The sequence below is a fragment of the Paraburkholderia sp. 35.1 genome (assembly GCF_050436525.1).
GTDB classification, from domain to species: Bacteria; Pseudomonadota; Gammaproteobacteria; order Burkholderiales; family Burkholderiaceae; genus Paraburkholderia; species Paraburkholderia tuberum.
Map to the genome: position 1 here is coordinate 1671906 of NZ_JBNDMJ010000002.1, position 18557 is coordinate 1690462.

General features: G+C 63.7%; 19 protein-coding genes and 1 pseudogene. 12 read left to right on the forward strand and 8 right to left on the reverse strand.

All coding sequences use genetic code 11. The features are described 5' to 3' along the window. Positions 1 to 367 precede the first annotated feature (367 nt). Positions 368 to 709, reverse strand: a complete 342-nt coding sequence (locus OKW27_RS13700) for a carboxymuconolactone decarboxylase family protein (protein WP_429333791.1) — start codon at positions 707 to 709, stop codon at positions 368 to 370. 117 nt (positions 710 to 826) lie between these two features. On the opposite strand from OKW27_RS13700, the gene OKW27_RS13705 reads away from it, so the two are divergent. After that, complete coding sequence (locus OKW27_RS13705) at positions 827 to 1807, forward strand: cupin domain-containing protein (protein WP_429333792.1); 981 nt, start codon at positions 827 to 829, stop codon at positions 1805 to 1807. 25 nt (positions 1808 to 1832) lie between these two features. Here the strand turns inward: OKW27_RS13705 and OKW27_RS13710 are convergent, their stop codons facing one another. Beyond that, positions 1833 to 2405, reverse strand: coding sequence for an FUSC family protein (locus tag OKW27_RS13710; protein ID WP_429333793.1), 573 nt, complete (start codon positions 2403 to 2405; stop codon positions 1833 to 1835). 71 nt (positions 2406 to 2476) lie between these two features. Next, positions 2477 to 2764, reverse strand: a pseudogene (locus OKW27_RS13715) (PLP-dependent aminotransferase family protein); the annotation flags it as partial. 320 nt (positions 2765 to 3084) lie between these two features. On the opposite strand from OKW27_RS13715, the gene OKW27_RS13720 reads away from it, so the two are divergent. Beyond that, positions 3085 to 3870 carry a response regulator transcription factor gene (locus OKW27_RS13720; protein WP_090809728.1) on the forward strand — a complete coding sequence of 262 codons (786 nt, stop codon included), beginning with the start codon at positions 3085 to 3087 and terminating at the stop codon, positions 3868 to 3870. 159 nt (positions 3871 to 4029) lie between these two features. Next, on the forward strand, positions 4030 to 6795 hold the full coding sequence (locus tag OKW27_RS13725; protein ID WP_429333794.1) for a LuxR C-terminal-related transcriptional regulator: 2766 nt from the start codon (positions 4030 to 4032) through the stop codon (positions 6793 to 6795). A gap of 38 nt (positions 6796 to 6833) precedes the next feature. Here the strand turns inward: OKW27_RS13725 and OKW27_RS13730 are convergent, their stop codons facing one another. Together OKW27_RS13730 and OKW27_RS13735 are read right to left on the reverse strand one after the other, a co-directional pair. Further along, the gene (locus OKW27_RS13730; RefSeq protein ID WP_429333795.1) at positions 6834 to 7247 is read right to left on the reverse strand and encodes a DUF3175 domain-containing protein; all 414 of its coding nucleotides are present in this window, start codon (positions 7245 to 7247) and stop codon (positions 6834 to 6836) included. Between the two features lie 62 nt (positions 7248 to 7309). Further along, on the reverse strand, positions 7310 to 7813 hold the full coding sequence (locus tag OKW27_RS13735; RefSeq protein ID WP_090809734.1) for a PRC-barrel domain-containing protein: 504 nt from the start codon (positions 7811 to 7813) through the stop codon (positions 7310 to 7312). A gap of 301 nt (positions 7814 to 8114) precedes the next feature. Here OKW27_RS13735 and OKW27_RS13740 point away from each other — a divergent pair, with 301 nt between their 5' ends. Further along, positions 8115 to 8426 (forward strand): hypothetical protein, encoded by a 312-nt coding sequence (locus OKW27_RS13740; RefSeq protein WP_429333796.1) that lies wholly within the window; start codon positions 8115 to 8117, stop codon positions 8424 to 8426. Positions 8427 to 8676: 250 nt separating this feature from the next. Here OKW27_RS13740 and OKW27_RS13745 read toward each other — a convergent pair whose 3' ends face one another. After that, on the reverse strand, positions 8677 to 9987 hold the full coding sequence (locus OKW27_RS13745) for a DNA topoisomerase IB (protein ID WP_429333797.1): 1311 nt from the start codon (positions 9985 to 9987) through the stop codon (positions 8677 to 8679). 171 nt (positions 9988 to 10158) lie between these two features. On the opposite strand from OKW27_RS13745, the gene OKW27_RS13750 reads away from it, so the two are divergent. The 6 genes from OKW27_RS13750 (at position 10159) to OKW27_RS13775 (ending at position 13654) form a co-directional block, all read left to right on the forward strand. Beyond that, a complete protein-coding gene (locus OKW27_RS13750; protein WP_429333798.1) occupies positions 10159 to 10503 on the forward strand; it encodes a chemotaxis protein in 345 nt (114 codons plus the stop codon). A gap of 202 nt (positions 10504 to 10705) precedes the next feature. Further along, positions 10706 to 11257: a type 1 glutamine amidotransferase domain-containing protein gene (locus OKW27_RS13755; RefSeq protein ID WP_429333799.1), complete on the forward strand. Its 552-nt coding sequence runs from the start codon at positions 10706 to 10708 to the stop codon at positions 11255 to 11257. Between the two features lie 60 nt (positions 11258 to 11317). Next, positions 11318 to 11890, forward strand: a complete 573-nt coding sequence (locus OKW27_RS13760; RefSeq protein WP_429333800.1) for a DUF4142 domain-containing protein — start codon at positions 11318 to 11320, stop codon at positions 11888 to 11890. After that, a complete protein-coding gene (locus OKW27_RS13765; RefSeq protein ID WP_090809747.1) occupies positions 11887 to 12231 on the forward strand; it encodes a DUF1488 domain-containing protein in 345 nt (114 codons plus the stop codon). The genes OKW27_RS13760 and OKW27_RS13765 overlap by 4 nt, the downstream gene beginning before the upstream one ends. A gap of 97 nt (positions 12232 to 12328) precedes the next feature. Next, positions 12329 to 12910, forward strand: coding sequence for a hypothetical protein (locus OKW27_RS13770; protein WP_429333801.1), 582 nt, complete (start codon positions 12329 to 12331; stop codon positions 12908 to 12910). 291 nt (positions 12911 to 13201) lie between these two features. Next, positions 13202 to 13654: a PA2169 family four-helix-bundle protein gene (locus OKW27_RS13775; RefSeq protein ID WP_090809752.1), complete on the forward strand. Its 453-nt coding sequence runs from the start codon at positions 13202 to 13204 to the stop codon at positions 13652 to 13654. 94 nt (positions 13655 to 13748) lie between these two features. On the opposite strand, the gene OKW27_RS13780 is transcribed toward OKW27_RS13775, so the two are convergent. Continuing rightward, positions 13749 to 14087: a BON domain-containing protein gene (locus OKW27_RS13780; RefSeq protein ID WP_184059957.1), complete on the reverse strand. Its 339-nt coding sequence runs from the start codon at positions 14085 to 14087 to the stop codon at positions 13749 to 13751. Between the two features lie 509 nt (positions 14088 to 14596). Here OKW27_RS13780 and OKW27_RS13785 point away from each other — a divergent pair. Both OKW27_RS13785 and OKW27_RS13790 read left to right on the forward strand, forming a co-directional pair. Then, positions 14597 to 16084, forward strand: a complete 1488-nt coding sequence (locus OKW27_RS13785; RefSeq protein ID WP_187613571.1) for an RNA polymerase factor sigma-54 — start codon at positions 14597 to 14599, stop codon at positions 16082 to 16084. Between the two features lie 215 nt (positions 16085 to 16299). Continuing rightward, positions 16300 to 17493, forward strand: coding sequence for a pyridoxal phosphate-dependent aminotransferase (locus OKW27_RS13790; RefSeq protein ID WP_429333802.1), 1194 nt, complete (start codon positions 16300 to 16302; stop codon positions 17491 to 17493). A gap of 68 nt (positions 17494 to 17561) precedes the next feature. Here OKW27_RS13790 and OKW27_RS13795 read toward each other — a convergent pair whose 3' ends face one another. Then, positions 17562 to 18551: a ferritin-like domain-containing protein gene (locus OKW27_RS13795; protein ID WP_429333803.1), complete on the reverse strand. Its 990-nt coding sequence runs from the start codon at positions 18549 to 18551 to the stop codon at positions 17562 to 17564. Positions 18552 to 18557 lie beyond the last annotated feature (6 nt).

Genomic DNA, 18557 nt, shown 5'->3' on the forward strand with positions numbered 1-18557 from the left:
CGCGCGCGCGGGGCTGAGGCGGTCGGCTGGAAAAACCGCCAACTCGTGAAGACGATCCACCGCTCTCAGGTTTTCCGCTGCCATTTCGTTTCGGCACTCGCTCAGGTCTCGACGTCCGCGAGACTGAAAGTCTCCGTCTTGTCGTTGTACGAGAAGATTTCCGCGTAACGACCCAGCGCATCAAGAACGAAGCAGTTCCCGGTTTGCGCACGACGATTCAGTTCTGAGAACGGTCATCGGGCCGGTACGCGTTTGATCGATCGCTTCAACAAGGGCCGCGCGCCGCATCGCCGGACATGATCGGTCGATGCGGCACGTAAGGACGGACGATGACTTAGCAATCGCTGCGGCTAATCATCAACCTCGCTTACCCCTGCGTATGCGCGGCGACCGCGTCCAGCGTGCGCGCCGAGTACACCAGCGTCGCGCCCGCGTTGATCGCCATCGCGACGCCGAGCGCTTCGGCGATTTCCTCGCGGGTCGCGCCGTGCTTCAGCGCCTCGGCCGTATGGACCGTGATACAGCCGTCACAGCGCAGGCTGACCGCTACCGCGAGCGCAATCAGCTCGCGCGTTTTCGCGCCGAGCAGGTCGGTCTTCTGACCGGCGCTCGACATCGCCTGATACGCCTTCACGCTTTCGGGCGCGAGCTTCGTCATTTCGCCGATACGGCCGAACAGTTCCTTGCGGTAATCGATCCAGTTCAACATGGCAGTGCTCCTTGGTCCGTTGCGCACCGGCGGTTGCCGGCGTCGTGGGACAAAGTATTGCGCCGCGCCGCGATATCCTGAATACTCATTCGACTCAACTTTTAGCGCGCTCGTCTCGTGGACACGCTCAGTCGCCTGATCGACCTTGCCCGGCCTCAAGCGAGTCTCGATCTTCGCTGCCTGCTATCAGGCGCATTCGACATCGATCATGCGCCGCTGGAGGCGGGCGTCGCGCCGTTTCATCTGGTGCTCGACGGCAGTTGTGTGATCGAGACCGCCGCCGGCGAGCCGCTCGAATTGCGGGCCGGCGATTTCATGCTGTTTCCGCGTGGCGCCGCGCATCGCATGCGCGACGTAAAGCGCTCGGCGGGTGGCCTGCCGTTGACGCTCGGGCATGACGGCATGCTGCCGGTGCGGCGCAACGATGGCCACGAAACCACTGCCACGGCCGCGCACGCGCCCAACGACACCGCGGTTCATGACGGCGTCGATCTGCTGTGCGGCCGCTTCGTCTATGCACCTGGTTCATCGGCGTTGCTGCTCAATGTGCTGCCCGATCCGCTGCACGTATCGCTCGGGGATGCGCAAACGCTCGATGCGTTGCAGGCGGTGATCACTCTGATGCGCGGCGAAGCGGAGCGGCGTCAGCCTGGCGCGCTCGCGATCGTGACGGCCTTGAGCCACGCGCTGTTCGCGATGGCACTGCGCGTGCACGGCGAGCGCAATGCGAACGGCACCGGGATGCTCGCGTTGCTGACGGACGCACGCCTCGGCGCATCGGTGCAGGCCATGCTCGACGCGCCCGAACGCGCATGGACGATCTCTGAACTCGGCGAGCGCGCGGCGATGTCGCGCGCGACCTACGCGCGCCACTTCAACGAGCGCGCGGGCGTGACCGTGATGGATTTTCTGACGCAGATCCGCATGGCGATCGCCAGCGATCTGCTGTTGCGCACACAACGCAGCGCGGCGGACATCGGCGAGGCGGTCGGCTATCAATCGGAGGCGGCGTTCGGCAAGGCGTTCGCGCAAAGCGTCGGTGTGACGCCGGGACGTTACCGGCGCCGCACACCAACGGACGATGCTCTGGATGAGTGACTAAAGACTCAACGCGTGGGCGATTCTATCTGGGCGGTCCGCCCTTGCTGAACACGCGCCTTTCGAACGACGCCATCAGTCGCGCGACCACGAGCGCGCAGACCGTGCCGAGCGTCACTTCGGCAAGCCGCAGAAAGGCCTTGTCCCACGCCGTGCCGATGCCTGGCACCAGCAGCATGATCGTCGCGGTGATGCCGCCGAGGCGCGCTGCGCTGCCGACGTTGACGACCCAGCAGATCAGGATCGCGACCGCCGCGGTCGCCGCGTACGCGGCAAAATGGCCGCCGCCCGCGAGCGTGCCGATCAGCCCGCAAATACCGCCGACCATCGCACCGATGAACTGGTCGCGCGACAGCTTGCGGGTGTCGATATAACTATGCTGGCTCACCGCGATCGCGGTGATGGCGGCCCAGAACGCCTGCTCGGTGTGCAGCGCGCGACCGATGCCGAACGCGAGACTCGCGCCTGCCACGGCCTGCACGGCCATGAAGCCGCCCTCGATCAAGCGGTCGCCGAGCGGCAGCGTCTTCAGGAAAGCGAACAGCGCATCGGCGGCGTGCGTGCGCGAGGAAGGGCTTGAATCGTCGGACGGAGTCATCGGATTAAGGCGGCTCGGCTGGACAGGGGGTCCCGTATTCTAGCGGCTCCGCTTCACGCTTCCACCGCGAGCTAGATCGTGCCGAACAGCGCGCGCGGCCGGTCGCGTAGCGTGTGCGCGAGAATCTGCAGGCCACGCGTCAACTGCTCGCGCGACTCGGCGCAAGCGAGGTTGATGCGCACGCCGTGCTCGACCGTCGAGCGATCGACCGCGAACGCGGATGCGGGCATCGTGTTGACCCCGCGCGCGAGCGCGTTTGCCGCGAAGTCGTCCGAGCGCCACGGCGGCGGCACGCGCAACCACACGAACATGCATGCGGGGTCGCTCTTCAGATGCTCGGCGGGCAATAGTTCGCGCGCGCCAGATCGAATCACTGATAAGGGGGACGGTCGTGCAATATGACCCCCCCCTTCGAAAACACCATCCCCCCCTCCGAAAGGGGGGGATTTGAAAGGCGACTGGCTCTATCTTTCTTCTCGAAATTCACAATGCATACGGGGCCGGCGCCGCTGGCCGCTCACGCCGACCTGGTGCCGTAGGCGATTTTTTTATGTTGGCTTTTTCGTCCTGTTTGAACTGCTTGCTCGTGTGAGTGGAATTCCAGATGCGAATGTCTTTCGCCGCATCTGTCGAGCGGGCCGGTCTTCAAGTCGCCAGGGCGAAAGAAAAAAGGTGATAGATGAATATCCTGTTGGTGGAAGACGATCCCGCGCAAGCTGATTCGGTCGAAAGGGAAATCGGGCAATCCGGGCATCGAATAAACAAGGTCGAGCGGGGCAAGGACGCAATCAGTTTTCTTCAGGCCAACGAGGTCGATCTCGTGGTGCTCGACTGGGAATTGCCGGGCATGAGCGGCTTCGAGGTGCTGTACTGGATACGCCGTCACCTGGGCCGCGAACCCGCGGTGCTGTTCGTGACCAGCCGACTTCTGGAAGTCGACATCGTACAGGCGCTGGACGCCGGCGCGGATGACTACGTCGTCAAGCCGTTCCGGGCCAAAGAGCTGGGGGCACGGGTAGGCGCGCTGTTGCGTCGCACACGACGCAGCATCAAGGTGGAAAGTGCAATCGCGGTCGGGCCGTATGTATTCGACGTCACGCAGCGCAGTGTTTTTCTGCACGGCGAATCGATCTTGTTGACGGAAAAGGAATTCGACGTGGCGGCCTATTTCTTCGCGAACGTCGGACGGGTCGTTTCCAAGCGGCTTCTGGCGAAGCTTGCGTGGGGCCGCGAGCTGGATAGTACGTCGCGCACGATCGACACGCATATCTACCGGCTGCGACGCAAGCTGGCCCTGCATCCGGACAACGGCGTGCGATTGACGACCATCTATACGCACGGCTACCGCCTCGACGAGGCCGATGCCGGCAGCGCGGAAGCGCAAGCGCCGGCGAGCACCGAGCCGGAAGACGCTGTCGCGGAGAAGGACAGGTCCGAGCAGGGCGCGCAAAGCGATCTCCGCTAGCGATCCGACACGAGGCCATGAGCGACCTGAAGCGGATTGCGCTGGTCGCGCCTCGTTGCGCGGCGACTCATTGAGTCGTCATACGGTTCGGCGTATCTTCAAAGCAAATTCACAACGACCCTCCATGCCTCTCACGGATAGCCGGTGAGAGGACACCTCATGAATACAACCGCTGATAGTTTCGAGCGTGAATGGATCGTCTCGTTGATCCAGACCAAGATGATGCCGCCGCGTCTTCCCGCTGGTTGCGTGCAACGGCCGGGATTGCTCCGGCGACTCGATGAACGACGTCCGCGTCACATTACGCTCGTGACCGCGCCCGCGGGTTTCGGCAAAACGACCTTGCTTGCCGCGTGGAGCGAAGCGCAAACGAGAAAGAAGCGTCCCGTTGCGTGGCTCAGTCTCGATGGAGAAGACGACGATCCGCAGCAACTCGGGGCCTATCTGGTGGCGGCGCTTTGTCGCGCGTCGCAGGAGATCGCGTGGCAGGCACAGCAACTTCTCGATAACGATGCACACACGCCGGTCAGAACGGTCATTTCAGTGCTGCTCAATGGCATCGCCGCATACGGCCGCGGTGTTTTCCTGGTGCTCGACGACGTCGACCGTCTGAGCGCGAAACCCGTTCTCGCGATCGTGTCGCGCCTGCTGCGCTACGCGCCCGACAACCTTCACGTGCTGCTCGGCGCGCGCGGCGAACCGGCGCTGTCGCTGAGCGGGCTGCGCTCGCCCGACAAACTTTCGCGTGTGAATGTCGACGATCTGCGCTTTTCGCTCGACGATGCTCAGGCGTTTTTCGATCACACCGGTAACGCGCTGCTCAACCGCAACAGCGTCGAGTTGTTGAACAGCGCGACCGAAGGCTGGGTGGCCGGTTTGCAACTGGCTTCGCTCGGACTGAACCGGATCGATGACGTGGCCGCGCTCGCCAGTCATCTCGCCGGTTCCCGCTTCGGCATCGATCGCTACCTGAACGATACGGTGTTTGCGCATTTGCCGCCGCCCATGCTGACGTTTTTGCTTTACACGTCGATTCTCGAGCGGCTTACGGCGACGCTGTGCGACGATGTCATGGGCGGTGAGGGCGAAAGCGGAGAAAAGCTGGGCTGGCTCGAGCGGCATAACGTGTTCATCCGGCCGCTCGATGAGACGCAGAACTGGTATCGCTATCACGCATTGCTGAGCAATGCGCTTCGCCGCCGTCTCATGCGTCAGACGCCACGACAGGTTCCGTTGCTGCATCGCCGGGCCAGCCTGTGGTTCGCGCGGGCTCGTCTGTGGCGCGAAGCCGTGCGACATGCGCTGGCAGCGGGCGACATCGGGCAGGCGGCGCAGTGGGCCGAAAACTGTGCGATGGAGATGCTCCAACGCGGCGACCCGTTCATGCTGCCGGGCTGGATTCGCAAACTGCCGCCGGACGTGATCGCGGGTCGACTGCGCTTGCGTCTGGCGAAAGCCTGGGCTCTCGCGATGTCGCTTGAGACCGCGCGCGCGTCGAAGGAGATCGGCGAGATTGCCGACGAGTTCGAACGAATGGCCCGTGATGATCGGTCGGTAGCCGACGAGGTCGCATGGGCGGAGATCAACGCGATCCACGCGGTGATCGCTTGCGTGAACGACGACAGCGAACATGCGCTGGAACTCGGGCGTGCCGTTGAGGCATCGACGGCGCCTGCGGAACCCTGGGTACGCCATTACGGGCAAAGCGCGGAGATTTTCGGCTTGATGTATAGAGGGCAGTTCGCCTACATCTCCCGCGTATGGAGAGCGCGGGTCGATCAGGTGGGGCTCAGCCGGAAACCGAACAGCGCGGATATGTTGCGCGATGCGGTGTACGGCATCGCCGCGCTGATACACGGCGAACTTCCCGATGCGAGGCGGGTGATGGAGGTCGCGATGCGGTACTCCGAAGACAAGCTAGGAGAGTGGTCGGCGGGCGCGGCCGCGGTAGCCGGTTGCCTTGCGTCGATTTACTACGAGTGCAACGAGCTGTCCAAGGCGCGGAAGTTGATCGACGGTCGCATGACCATCGCGCTGGAGACTTCGCCGCTCGCCGCATTGATGCGCTATATGCTTACCGCGTCGCGCCTGCTGTGGCGGGATGGCAAAAAAGGGCCGGCGCTCGCCGTTCTCGAGGACGGTCGACAGCTCGCGATAACCCGTCGATGGTTGCGTCTGAAGCTCGCGTGCGATGCGGAAACCGTCAGACAGCTGCTTGCCGACGGTAGGGTGGTCGAGGCACGACAGGTCACCGACGAACTGAGCGCGAGCGTACCGATGATGTGCGAAGGGCGACGGGGCTCGGCGATGGAAACGTGGGCAAGCTACTACGTGCTGCAAGCCCGCGTTCTGCTCGCTGAAAATGCCGCCGGCGACGCCGTTGGCTTTCTCTCGCGCTCACTCGACAATCTGGTTGCACTGGGCTGGCGCTATGCCGAGGCCGTCGTTTCGCTGCTGCTTTCTCTCGCGCATGAGCAGAACGGTGCCTCGGAACAGGCGTTCGCCGTGCTGGGAAACGCGCTGCGGATCGGCGGCGCGATGGGGATGATCAATAGCTTCGTGGACGAGGGGCCGCCGATGCGTGCGTTACTGGAACGCTTTCGCCGCACGCCATCGGAAATCGCGACCGGGCACGCCACGTATATCGGCACGGTGCTGGCGGCTTTCGACGAGGCGGATAACACGCCATCTTCTTCGTCGAGCTATGCCGACACGAAGATAACGCCGGGCACACTGAGCGCGCGTGAACTCGAAATACTGGGCTACGTCGCTCGCGGGCTGTCCAACAAGGAAATCGGACGATCATTGAATCTGGCACCCGAGACGGTCAAATGGCACATGAAGAACGTGTTCGAAAAACTGAACGTCAATTCGCGGTACGAGGCCGTGCAGAGTGCCTTCGGCATTCAGCCTGGAGCCGACTGAAGCGCCGTGCCGCGTGATGGCGCCGTCATCCGGTCACCTCACCGCGGCTCTCGTCCGAACGCTTCGCGCAGCTTGCGCTTGGCCCGCTGCAACGTATTGCGCCGCTCCTTCGGCAGGTTTCGGCCCGCTCGATTGATGTAGAAATTGAGCATCGACATCGCCGATTGAAACGGCGTGCCCTTGCGTCGACGGCTCGCCGTCGACGAGTGCTTCAACGATTGCGCGATGGACTCCGCGCTGCCGGTTTTGAAAATATCCTTCTGGATGTCCATCGCGTCGCTCGTTTCCATTACGTGATGCGACCATCTCTTCGCGCCGGATGCGCCGCTCGACTTCGCGGTTTTAGCGCGATGCGCGGCGTGCGCCTGCGCGTGGCGCTGACGCGCTGGCCGTCCCGACTTGCCACGAGACACAGGGCGTTTCGATTTGCTGCTGGTCTTTCGGGTCGCCATTGTGTTGTCTCCTGAAGCGGAATGTCGGACTCGCCACGCGTCAAAAATGGTCGATTTGGCGATCAGAGCTTCACGCCCCCGGCCTCGGGCGCATCCGACGAACCCGCGGGAATGTCACCGACGCCGAGGTCGTCGCGCCTCGTATAGACGTCGCCCCAGTACGGTTCGCTGCCGTAGTACTGATGCACGGTGGTGGCCCACGTCTGATCCGCCATCGATGGCCAGTGATCCTTATCAAATCCCGGTGCGTTCTTCACGCGCTCGGCCACCATGTTCAGCACGAAGCATTTTTCCTGCGTATCGAGTGTCAGCGCACGCCACGGAATCGCGAGCAGCTTGTCGCCGATGCCGAGAAAACCGCCGCTCGACAGCACCGCATACGCGACGCGGCCCGAACGCACGTCGAGCATGATGTCCTTGATCTTGCCGATGTGCTCGCCGTCGCTGCTGATAACCTTGTTGCCGTCGAGCGTAGCCGCTGCCATAACATCCGGACCTGGGCCTTCCGCGGTCGCGGCGCCTTTACCGACGATGTTCGCACCTTGTGTCTGGGTCTGCATCACCATGATGGGCTCCTTTTTGAAGGGGTGAATGTACCGAGGCATTTAGCAACGGCCGTTCCATCTAGCCATGCGGCGCCGTTACGCCGTGGCGCGCGGCGCATCCGCGCGACGAGGGCACCGCGTGCGTAAAGGATGCGAGCGCGTTTGCAATTATTTCGTCAGTGCCGACGCCAGCGCTGATCAGCAAAGCGCGATGCGCGCATGCGACGACTGCATCGCGCGGCATAGGCCTTGCTCGACTCTCAGTGATGGCAGCAGGGAACCGAAGGATCGCATCCGTCCTTTTACTTCAGGGAGAACCCAGATGAGCAAGTATTCGAAGGCATGGCTGTTTGCGGCATGTATGGTCGCGTCGGGCGCCGTCGCGTCGGGCGCCGCGTTCGCGCAGGCGGGCGGCGGTAACGGCAATAGCGGCGCCGGCGGCGGCAACGCGCATGGCGCGGCGACCGCGGCGCCGACGGCGGGCAACGAGCCCGCGTCGAATGTCACGGGCAGCACCATGGGATCGACTTCGTCGATGAAACATCATCACAAGAAGTCGAAGGCAAACAAGCCGATGACCGATACGACGAACACGCCCGGCGCCAATGCCAGCAGCGATACGAAGGGACAGTAACGCTGGATCGATGCGGGCGCGGCCAGGCACCTGTGCGTTCATCGTAACGCGCCGGCGATATCGCGCTCCCCATCGAGGGAGAAAATCGTGACTAAGAAAATTCATTATCAGGCGAACATCTGCGGCGGGGACCTCGCGCAATGCCTATGCGCTGGCGGCGGAGATACGCGACGGCGAACGCGACGTTTGGCTCGTGATGGCGGCGTTCGAGGAAGACGTTTGAGCCGGAGTCGATTCGGCGCTGAGCCCGTCACTGGGCCGGCGGTTTCGGTTCGGAGGCCATTTCCCGCGCAGCGCGCCGCGTACGCACGCGTGGCGTGGCTCGCAAATGTGCCGCGGCGCTTTTGTCTTTCGCGGCGGTGGCTTTCTTGCGCACCACGCGTGACTTTTTTAGCAGACTCGTCAACGAACCGTTGATACTGTCGTCGACCGACGACTCCCGCGTCTTGCGTCCTTTGTCACCGGATGCGCGCGCGAGTTTCGCCGCACGCTTTTCCGCCTCCGCGAGCAGCACCGCAAAGGCCACTTCATCTACCTTGAGTCCGCGGCGCGATTGGCCTGGCGCGAGGCTCTGCAACTCGCCCGCCTCGAACGCGCTGATGATCGCTGGGTGGATATAGCAGCGCCGGCAGACGGCGGGCGTATTGCGTAGCAGCGTCGCCACTTCTTTCACGATCGCGACGATATGACGACGCGCTTCGGCCGCGCTGCTGCACATCAAGCGGCGCAATGCCGCCAGCGCGTACACGCTGCCGGCCCACGTGCGGTAGTCCTTGGCGGTGAAGTCCGCGCCGCTTACGCGGCGCAGGTAGTCGTTGATATCCGTCGAGCCGACGCTGTGGCGCGTGCCGTCTTCGTCGAGATACTGGAACAGGTCGTGACCGGGCAGCTCCGCGCAACGTCGCACGATGCGCTTGATGTTCGGATTGTCCACTGTCACGTCGTGCTCGATGCCGCTCTTGCCGCGAAACTGGAAGCGCAATTGACCGGCCCTGATCTTCACGTGCTTCTTGCGCAGCGTCGTCAATCCGTACGAGTGGTTATCGCGCGCGTATTCTGCGCTGCCGATCCGGATCAGCGTCGTGTCGAGCAACTGCACGATGGCCGCGACGACCTTGTCGAGCGGCATGCCGGGCAGCTTCAGATCACGCGCCACGCGCGCGCGGATTTTGAGCAATGCGCGGCGGCCGAACTCGGCCATCCGTTCGTACTTGTCGGCATCGCGCGTTTCGCGCCAGCGGGGGTGATAGCGGTACTGCTTGCGGCCGCGCGCGTCGCGGCCGGTCGCCTGCAGATGACCGCGCGGATCGGGGCAGATCCACACGTTTTCGTACGCGGGTGGAATCGCGAGCGAATTGATGCGTTGAATCTCGTCCTCATCGACGATGCGCTTGCCGTCGACGTCGAAATAGATGAAGCCGTTCCGCTCGCGCTTGCGTGTGTAGCCGGGCCTCGTGTCGTCGGCGTGGCGCAGTCCCGGCGGCATCGGTTGGGGCGCGGTGTTGCCGTTCGCGGTGGTCGGGCTGCGTGATGTGGTCGTGGAATGAGTCGCGGTAGCCATTGTTGCAGGTAGAAGTTTCAAACCCGGTTCGAACCGGTTCGCCGAGTAGGTGCGATGTGTGCCGTGTGATCGGCGGGAAGCAAGGGCGATGCCACTGGTAGGTGACCAGCGCGCTGAGGCGGAACGGTCCTTGCGGAAAAGTCGACGTGACCAACCGGAAAGGGAGCTTTCATGAGCAGCACACTCAACCCCGATGAAGAGCCGCAGCAGACCGTCAAGCAAACGTCCCGCACGACGGGCGCGCTGGGTCCCAGCGACTCGTCCGATAGCGGCAGCGACGTGGCGGGCGCGAGGCGTCACGATTTCGACGTCGATACGGAGCTCGACAATCACGCGCTCGAAGCCGGCGACGCCGCACTCGGCAGCGATACCGATCGCTCAGGTACGGGCGAGCGCGCGTCGGCCGATGGCGATTCGACGTTGGAGATGGACCGCGATATCGACACCGACCACGTCGTCGATCCGCAAGTGCCGCCGGGCGCGGAACGCTCCGACGAAGACGAAACCGACGTCTGACCACGGCGCTTTTGCACACGCGGCGGCGCGAGCTGAACGGCGCAACCGCAGCGTCGGGGCATCGCCAACGTAACGTCAGCCCGCTGAACACTGCCTCAACCAGGCACGTGTTTTGCGTAACCATGCTTAGCGAAGGCGCAGACCTATGCACATGCATCACGGGCAAGTGCATGAGCGGGGCGCCGCATGAAGGAGAGCACACATGACTGATGCACTGAATGGCTACAAGGTAGCCGTACTCGCCGTAGATGGCTTCGAGCAGGCAGAACTCATGGAGCCGAAACGCGCGCTCACCGAGGCGGGCGCGACGGTCCATGTGATCTCGGCGAAGCCGGGCAAGATCCAGGGCTTCAAACACATCGACAAGGGCGATTCCGTCGACGTCGATGCGACCTTCGACAAGGCCAGTCCCGACGACTATGACGCGCTGGTGTTGCCGGGCGGCGTCGTGAACGGCGACGCGCTGCGGCTGCTGCCGCAGGCGCAGGCGTTCGTCAAAGCGGTCGACAACGCGAACAAGCCGATCGCGGTGATCTGTCACGGCACGTGGCTGCCGGTATCGGCGGGGATCATCAAGGGGCGCACGGTGACGAGCTGGCCTAGCCTGCAGGACGATATTCGCAACGCGGGCGGCACGTGGGTCGATCAGGAAGTGGTCGAGGACGGCAATCTTATTTCGAGCCGCAAACCCGACGACCTTCCCGCGTTCAACAAGGCGCTGATCGCGCAACTGACGAAGCGCAAGGCGGCTTGATCGCAGGCGGCGCGTTGGCTTCGGAGCCTGCGCATCGGTGATTCGACAGGGAGAAAATGCATGAAATTCCGGTATTCCCTACAAGTGTTGACTGCCGCGCTGGCCGTGTTGGGCGTGAGCGCGGCATCGATCGACACGGCCTGCGCGCAGGCGAGCGATGCGCCCGCCAGCGCAGCGCCGACCGGCAGCACGACGCTGTCACCCGCGGATCAGCAGTTCGTGCTCGAAGCGTCGAAGTCGGACGCCACTGAAATCGCCGCTGGCAAGGTCGCGCTGAAGAACTCCAACGATCCGCATGTCAGGAAGTTCGCTCAACAGATGATCGCCGACCACACGAAGCTGTCGCACGCAATGGCCGGGCTGGTCGCGAAGAAGGGCTTCAAGCCGACGCCGTCCGCGGATTCCGCGCTGGTCGGCAAACTGCAGACGTTGAAGGGCACCGAGTTCGATCAGGCCTATGTCGAGCAGGTCGGCGTGGAAGCGCATCAGCGCGCGGTCGACCTGTTCCAGCAGCAAAGCGAGAGCGGCACCGACTCGCAACTGAAGGCCGCGGCCGCGCAAGCGCTGCCAACCATCAAGCATCACCTCGAGATGGCGGAGCAACTGGCCGGCAAATTAAAGGGCTCGTCATGAACGCGATCCTGCCACGGCCTGCTTATGAGGACTCTCTGATGCAGATCACTTTCCCCGATGACGAAGCGGCCTTCGATGGCGCCAATCTGACCGTGCGCTTTCTTGCGCGCGTCGATGGCGAGCCAGTGGTTTGCGCGATCACTGCCGAGGCTCTGGAAGATCATTTCGGCGCGGAGTCCGCGCTTGAAGCGGCGTTGATGGCCGCTTTCGACAGAGGCCGTCAGCGCATCCGCTCGGTCTGCGCGGAAGCGCTCGACCAGAACAACGGAGAAGGCGTAGTGTTGCATAGCGGACTGTTCAGAGTGGAAGGCATGGAACCGGATCGCGGCGCCGCGGCGTAGCGCCGCTGCATGTCGCATTGACTGGGCGCGCTGCTTCCGACTCGCGTCAGCGGCGACAGGATGGTCCACGAACGGCAATTAACGATAAGGAGGCCGTATGTCACTCATCGTCGCGGCACGCTTCACGACTTTTCCCGCTGCGGAAAGCGCGGCGCAAAAACTGTTCGATGCGGGTTTCGTGGAAGAGGACGTCACGCTGTTTTTCGTCAATCCACGCGGCCAGCATGCGCGTTTCCCGATCGGCGGCGACACCGATACCGACCCCGGCGCGCGAGGAGCGCCTAAAGGCGCGGGCATGGGCGTGACGATCGGCGCGGTGATTGGCGCGGTGATTGGCGTGGCGATCTTCGCGGTGTTTTCCGCGCCGCTGCTGGTGTCGCTGCTCGCGGCCGGCGTCGGCGCGTATGTCGGCTCGCTGGTCGGCGCGATGTCGCGCACCACGGAGCGCGGCAAATCGGACCATCGCGTGCCGTATCACGAGGAGTCGCGCGATTCGGGCGTGCTCGTCGCCGTGCACGTGTCGCCCGACAATCAGCTGGACGCCGCGCGCGTGCTACGTGAAGCGGGCGGCGTGTCGATCGAGAAGGCGACCGGCCGCTGGCAGCAGGGACGCTGGGCCGATTTCGATCCGCTGAAGACTCCTGAGCCGATCAAGGAATTCGCGGAGAAGCGCGCGTGATATGAGCGACGCGGCATACCAACAAAAAACGGCCCGATGACGATCATCGGGCCGTTTTCCGTTTACCGCGCTGTTTCGACGTCGCGCGACACCCGCGGTTGCCGCGCATCGCGCGGCGGCTGCGCTCGTTCGAGCTGCCTTTCGCTATACATCGGCTCGCACGAGGTGCCGGGCACGCGTGATGCGTGCTATCAAATGCAGCCCGCCGCGCGTCGAACCGATTCATCGCGAGGCACATAAAAAGCCCCGCGCGGCGGGTTCCGCGATGAACGAAACCCTTGGAGGTATTGAATGGCTACCAACGTTGTTTCCGTATTGAATGAACTGGTCGAAACGTCGAAGGATGGCGAAAAGGGCTTTATGAAGGCAGCCGAGGATGCGCACGACGACCAGCTGAAGATGCTGTTCCGTTCGAGTGCCGAGGACTGCTCGCGCGGCGCGCGTGAGTTGCAGGATGCCGTTCAGACACTGGGCGGCAAGCCCGAAACCGGCGGCAGCATGAGCGGTGCGCTGCATCGCGGCTGGGTCGACGTGAAATCGGCGGTAGCGAATCGCAGCGACCATGCGATTCTTGCCGAGTGCGAAAAAGGCGAGGACGTCGCGAAGAAACGCTATCACGACGCGCTGGAGAAGGATTTGCCGGCGGACGTGCGGGCAATCGTCGAGCGGCAGTACCAGGGCGTGCTGCAAACGCATGACCGCGTGCGCGATCTGCGCGACCAGTATGCGGCAATGAAGCATTGACCGACGCGTCAGTGCAATAAGGAAGAGCCGGCTCTGTCAGCCGGCTCTATTACGTTCTGTTCAGTCGAATCGGTGCGAACCAATCGCGCGGATATCAGTCAGCCGCGACTTTCAGATGGTTCTTCACGCTGGTCACGCCCTTCACGCTTTGCACGACATCTTCGGCGGCGGACTTGTCGTCCGCCGAAGGCACCGAACCCGTGAGCCACACGACGCCCTTGCGGGTCTTCACGTGGATATGCGTCGATTTGACGTTCTTCGCGGCAAGCAGATCAGCCTTGACCTTGGTCGTGATGGTGCCATCGTCGATATGCTGACCGATGCTTTCCGACGACGCTGGCGGGGCCGAAGCGCTGGTCTGGGCGTTCGCGTTCAGCGCGAACGCGACGACGGCGATGCTGCCTGCGGTCTTCAGAAGCTGGATCGTCTTCATGGTTCTCTCCATCAGGTGGTAATGAAAATGGCGGTCTTGTTGGCCGGTGGCCGATCGCGGCCGAAGCCGCTGATGAGACACGTGGGGTCGTCGCCGCTACGGTACCGTCAGGGGCCCGTTTCTCGACACCGGACGCTGTACTCGCATCCGCGCTCGATCGAGGCGTTTGCGAAGGGCGGCGTCCGTCCACACACCGTTGCTTCGCAACCATCGTGCCTGCCGGCTGCGAGCCAATCCATGCCGCTCGCGAAAGCCGCATGCACCGGGGAGTTTCGACTGACGAATAGGGCTGCGGCGCGGCCATGCGCGAGGCCGCCGGAGAGGTGAAGAAAGGGACCGGAAATTGCCTGCCGTTTGTAAAAACCGGCGCGCCCGGTCAGGGCAATTCATCCGCCTGAATAAACAAAGCGCAATCAAAACAGCGTCTTGCGCGATCTGGTACGGACGTTGCATTGGTCAGTGAACTCGGCTCGTTGAGTCTGAGGCTATTAACGAACGGGATCACTCCAATGCCTTCAATCGAACTTCGTACAAGGCAGTCTCTCGCACTGACGCCTCGTCTTCAGCAGTCGGTGCGGCTCTTGCAATTGTCGGCGCTCGAGTTCCAGCAGGAATTGCGCACGGCGCTCGATACCAATCCGTTCCTCGAATACGACTCATCCGAAGCGGAGGACGTCGCGCTTGCCGGCACCACACCAGGCGAGGGTGAAGACGCCAACGCGCCGCCCGCTGTCGATACGCTTGCCGCCGCCGAGCCGGACGGACTGCCGGCGGAAAGCGCCGGTAGCGATACGCTCGAAAGCGCGGGCCAGGACGACATGCCCGCCGATTTTTCCGGCGACTACGGTTCGCGCAACTCGATGCGCCAGAACGGCGACGCGGACGGCAGCGATCCGGCCGATTGGGCTCGCTCGCAACCCACGCTGCGCGAACAGTTGCACGACGCGTTGCGCCTGTACCGGCTAGACGACCGCGATCGCGCGGTGGCCCGTTTCATCATCGAGGCGCTCGACGACGACGGCTATCTGCGGCAGTCGCTGGCCGACCTGGCCGATAGCGTCGATCTGGAACCCACGCTGACCGAGGAAGAACTGCTGGTGGCGTTGCGCCTCGTGCAGGCGCTCGATCGTCCGGGGCTCGGCGCGCGTTCGCTATCGGAATGCCTCGCGCTGCAGATCAATGCGCTACCCGCCAATACGCCGGGACGCGACGTCGCGCGGCAGATCGCCGAGCATCATCTGGAAAGGCTCGCGCGCCGCGAGCAGGCCGAGTTGCAAAAACAGATCGGCTGCAGCGCGGAGGAATTGCGTGTGGCTTGCGCGTTGGTGCGCAAGCTCGATCCGAAGCCCGGCAATTGCTACGGCCGCACCGAGGATAACTATGTCGTGCCCGACGTGATCGTGCGTCAGGTGCGCAACAAGTGGGTCGTGTCGATCAATCCGGCGGTGCAGCCGCGGGCGCGAATCCATCGCATGTATGCGCAGCTGTTCGCGCAGTCGGCCGGCGCGAGCCGTTCGCCGCTCGCGCAGCAGCTGCAGGAGGCGCGCTGGCTGATCCGCAACGCGCAACAGCGCTTCGATACGATCCAGCGGGTCGCCGAATGCATCGTCGCGCATCAGAAGGCATTCTTCCTGTACGGCGAGATCGCGCTGAAGCCGATGGTGCTGCGTGACGTGGCTGACGAGCTGGGCCTGCACGAATCCACGATCTCGCGCGCGACGGGCAACAAATATATGGCGACGCCGCGCGGCATCTTCGAGTTCAAGCATTTCTTCCCGCGCGAGCTCGGCACCGAAAGCGGCGGAACCTGCTCGGCCGCCGCGGTGCGCGCGCTGCTCAAGGAGATGATCGCCGCGGAAAATACGCGTGATCCACTGTCGGACGTGACGCTCGCGAAGATGCTCGCGGATCAGGGCGTGCTGGTCGCGCGACGCACGGTGGCGAAATACCGGCATCTGATGAAGGTGCCGCCGGCTGAACTGCGCCGGCAGCTTTGACGCGCCGAAGTTTTAACGGGGGTTGAAATAAACCTGGCGGGGGTTTGAAGCAAAGCAGTCATGCAAACAGCAGTACATTGCGCACAGGGTCATGCGAGATCGTCCGCTCGCATGACCCTTTTTCGTATCTGGACGTTTCGCCGGCATGCCTTTACATTGGCGGGTCAATTGGAAAGAGATCGGCGGAACGGGCCGCACAACAACGGGTGAGCGCAATGAAGTATTCGAATCTGGTCGAGCGACTGCAAGGGCGGCGCACGTCGGCGTGGGAAATTCATCGGGTCGCGCAGCAGGCGGCCGCCAGGGGCGAAGACGTGATCGTGCTGAGCGTCGGCGATCCCGAGTTCTCGACGCCCGCGCCGATCGTCGAGCGCGCCATCGATGCGTTGCGGGCCGGCGATACGCACTATACGGCGATGGCCGGTCGCGAGCCGCTGCGCGCCGCGATCGCCGCCGAGCACGCGCGCACGACGGGATGCGACGTGAGCGCCGCCAACGTGGTGCTGACCGCCGGCGCGCAAAACGGCGTGTTCGCGGTGTCGCTGTGCCTGCTCGAAGCGGGCGACGAAGTGATCGTTCCCGAGCCGATGTATCTGACCTACGAGGCTTGCGTGCGCGCGGCGGGTGCGACGCTCGTCGCGGTGCCGGTCGATCCGGCGCGCGCGTTTCACGTCGACTGCGACGCGCTCGAAGCGGCGATCACGCCGCGCACGAGGGCGATATTCTTCGCGACGCCGTGCAACCCGACCGGCGTGGTGATGCAGCGCGCCGATCTCGAACGCATCGCGCGGCTCGCGTGCGAGCACGACCTGTGGGTGCTGTCCGACGAGGTCTATGCGGAACTCACGTTCGAACGCGATCACGTGAGCATTGCGTCGCTGTCCGGCATGGCGGAGCGCACGGTCACGCTCGGCAGCCTGTCGAAGTCGCATGCGATGGCGGGGTGGCGTGTCGGCTGGACAATCGGGCCCGCGACGCTGATCGAGCACATGGCGCGGCTCGCGCTCGCGATGCTGTACGGCCTGCCGGGTTTCATCCAGCAGGCCGCGTTGACGGCTTTGGAGAACAGGGCGGAGATCGTCGCCGATATTCGCGAGATCTACCGGCGGCGGCGCGACGTCGTGTTCGAGCGCTTGCATCGTGTGCCGGGCTTGCGGTGCCTGTTGCCCGAAGCGGGCATGTTCATGATGGTCGACGTCAGCGGGACCGGGCTCGATACGACCGAGTTCACATGGCAGCTGTTTCGCGCACAAGGCGTGGCCGTGCTCGACGCGAGTGCGTTCGGGGAGACGGCGAACGGCTTCGTGAGGTTGGGGCTGGTGGTGGGCGAGGATCGATTGATCGAGGCGTGCGAGAGGATCGCGCGTTTCGTGGAAAGGGGGCGGGGCCGAGAGGGCGGTGGGTTGTAGATTGCGACGATCCGGTCGGTGGGCACCACGGCCAGCCGAAGGTGGCTGGGCAGTGCGTTCGACGCGGCTTACTTTTTCCTGCGCACAAATTTCAAGCCGAAGCGCACCAGCCGAGGCATCGTTTCGGGCCGCAACAGCCGTGGGTCATACCCAGCGAATCGACGTTCGTTTTCCTGAAGACACAGTTGCATCAATTCGGGCACGCTAATATCGACATCCGTTACCGACTGCGCGCCGTTTACCGTGAAGTTGTTATCGTGCTCATGGACGTTGCCGTCAGCATCCATCGCACGTGCGAGCCCAATGCGCTCCCACACCAGAAACGCCCACACGCCCGCCACCTTGAGCTCGAAGCGGATGCGCTGCCACCATGAAAGCTGCGCGCGATGCCACGCGACCCAGTTCGCGAACAGCAGAATATGGCGGCACTCTTCCTGCATCACCGGCTCGAATGTCTCGGTCAGTGCCGGCGGGAACAGGCCCGAGCGCCGCGCCACCTCGAACAGACCGAACGCGAAGAAGCTGTCGATACATTCGCTATAGCCGGTCACGAGGTAAGCCCGTTCCGTGTCTTTCGGATAGACGTACGACGGCTCGGTCGCGAGCGCGATGCCATACGCATGCACCATGCGCGACAGCACTTCCTTATGGCGGTTCTCTTCCCACGCGTTCAGCGCAAGTGCGTCGCGCAACTCCGGGGTGTCGAGCGAGGCCGCGTAGGCGGCCATGCGCAGGCGCGCCCTGCCTTCGGTTTGCACGGCGATGTCCCAGATCGGCAGATCGACGATGCGCTTGAGCGTCGCGGCTTCGAGCTGCGGCCACGCGAGCACGGACGGGCGATACGGATTGAAGGTCTCGCGAAACATGCGGCACATTTCCTGCCGGTGCACGTCGGAGCCGGGCGCCAGCGGTCCGTTGACGGTGCTAGTCCAGTGCCGCATCGCGTGGTCGGCGGCGTCGAGGGTCGAGGGGTCGGGCTGCTCGTGCGGCAGTTGCGGCGCGCGAAAGCCGGGGATCAGCGCGGCAGCGTCGAATGCATCCAGTACCAGTTGGTCCATTGGGTA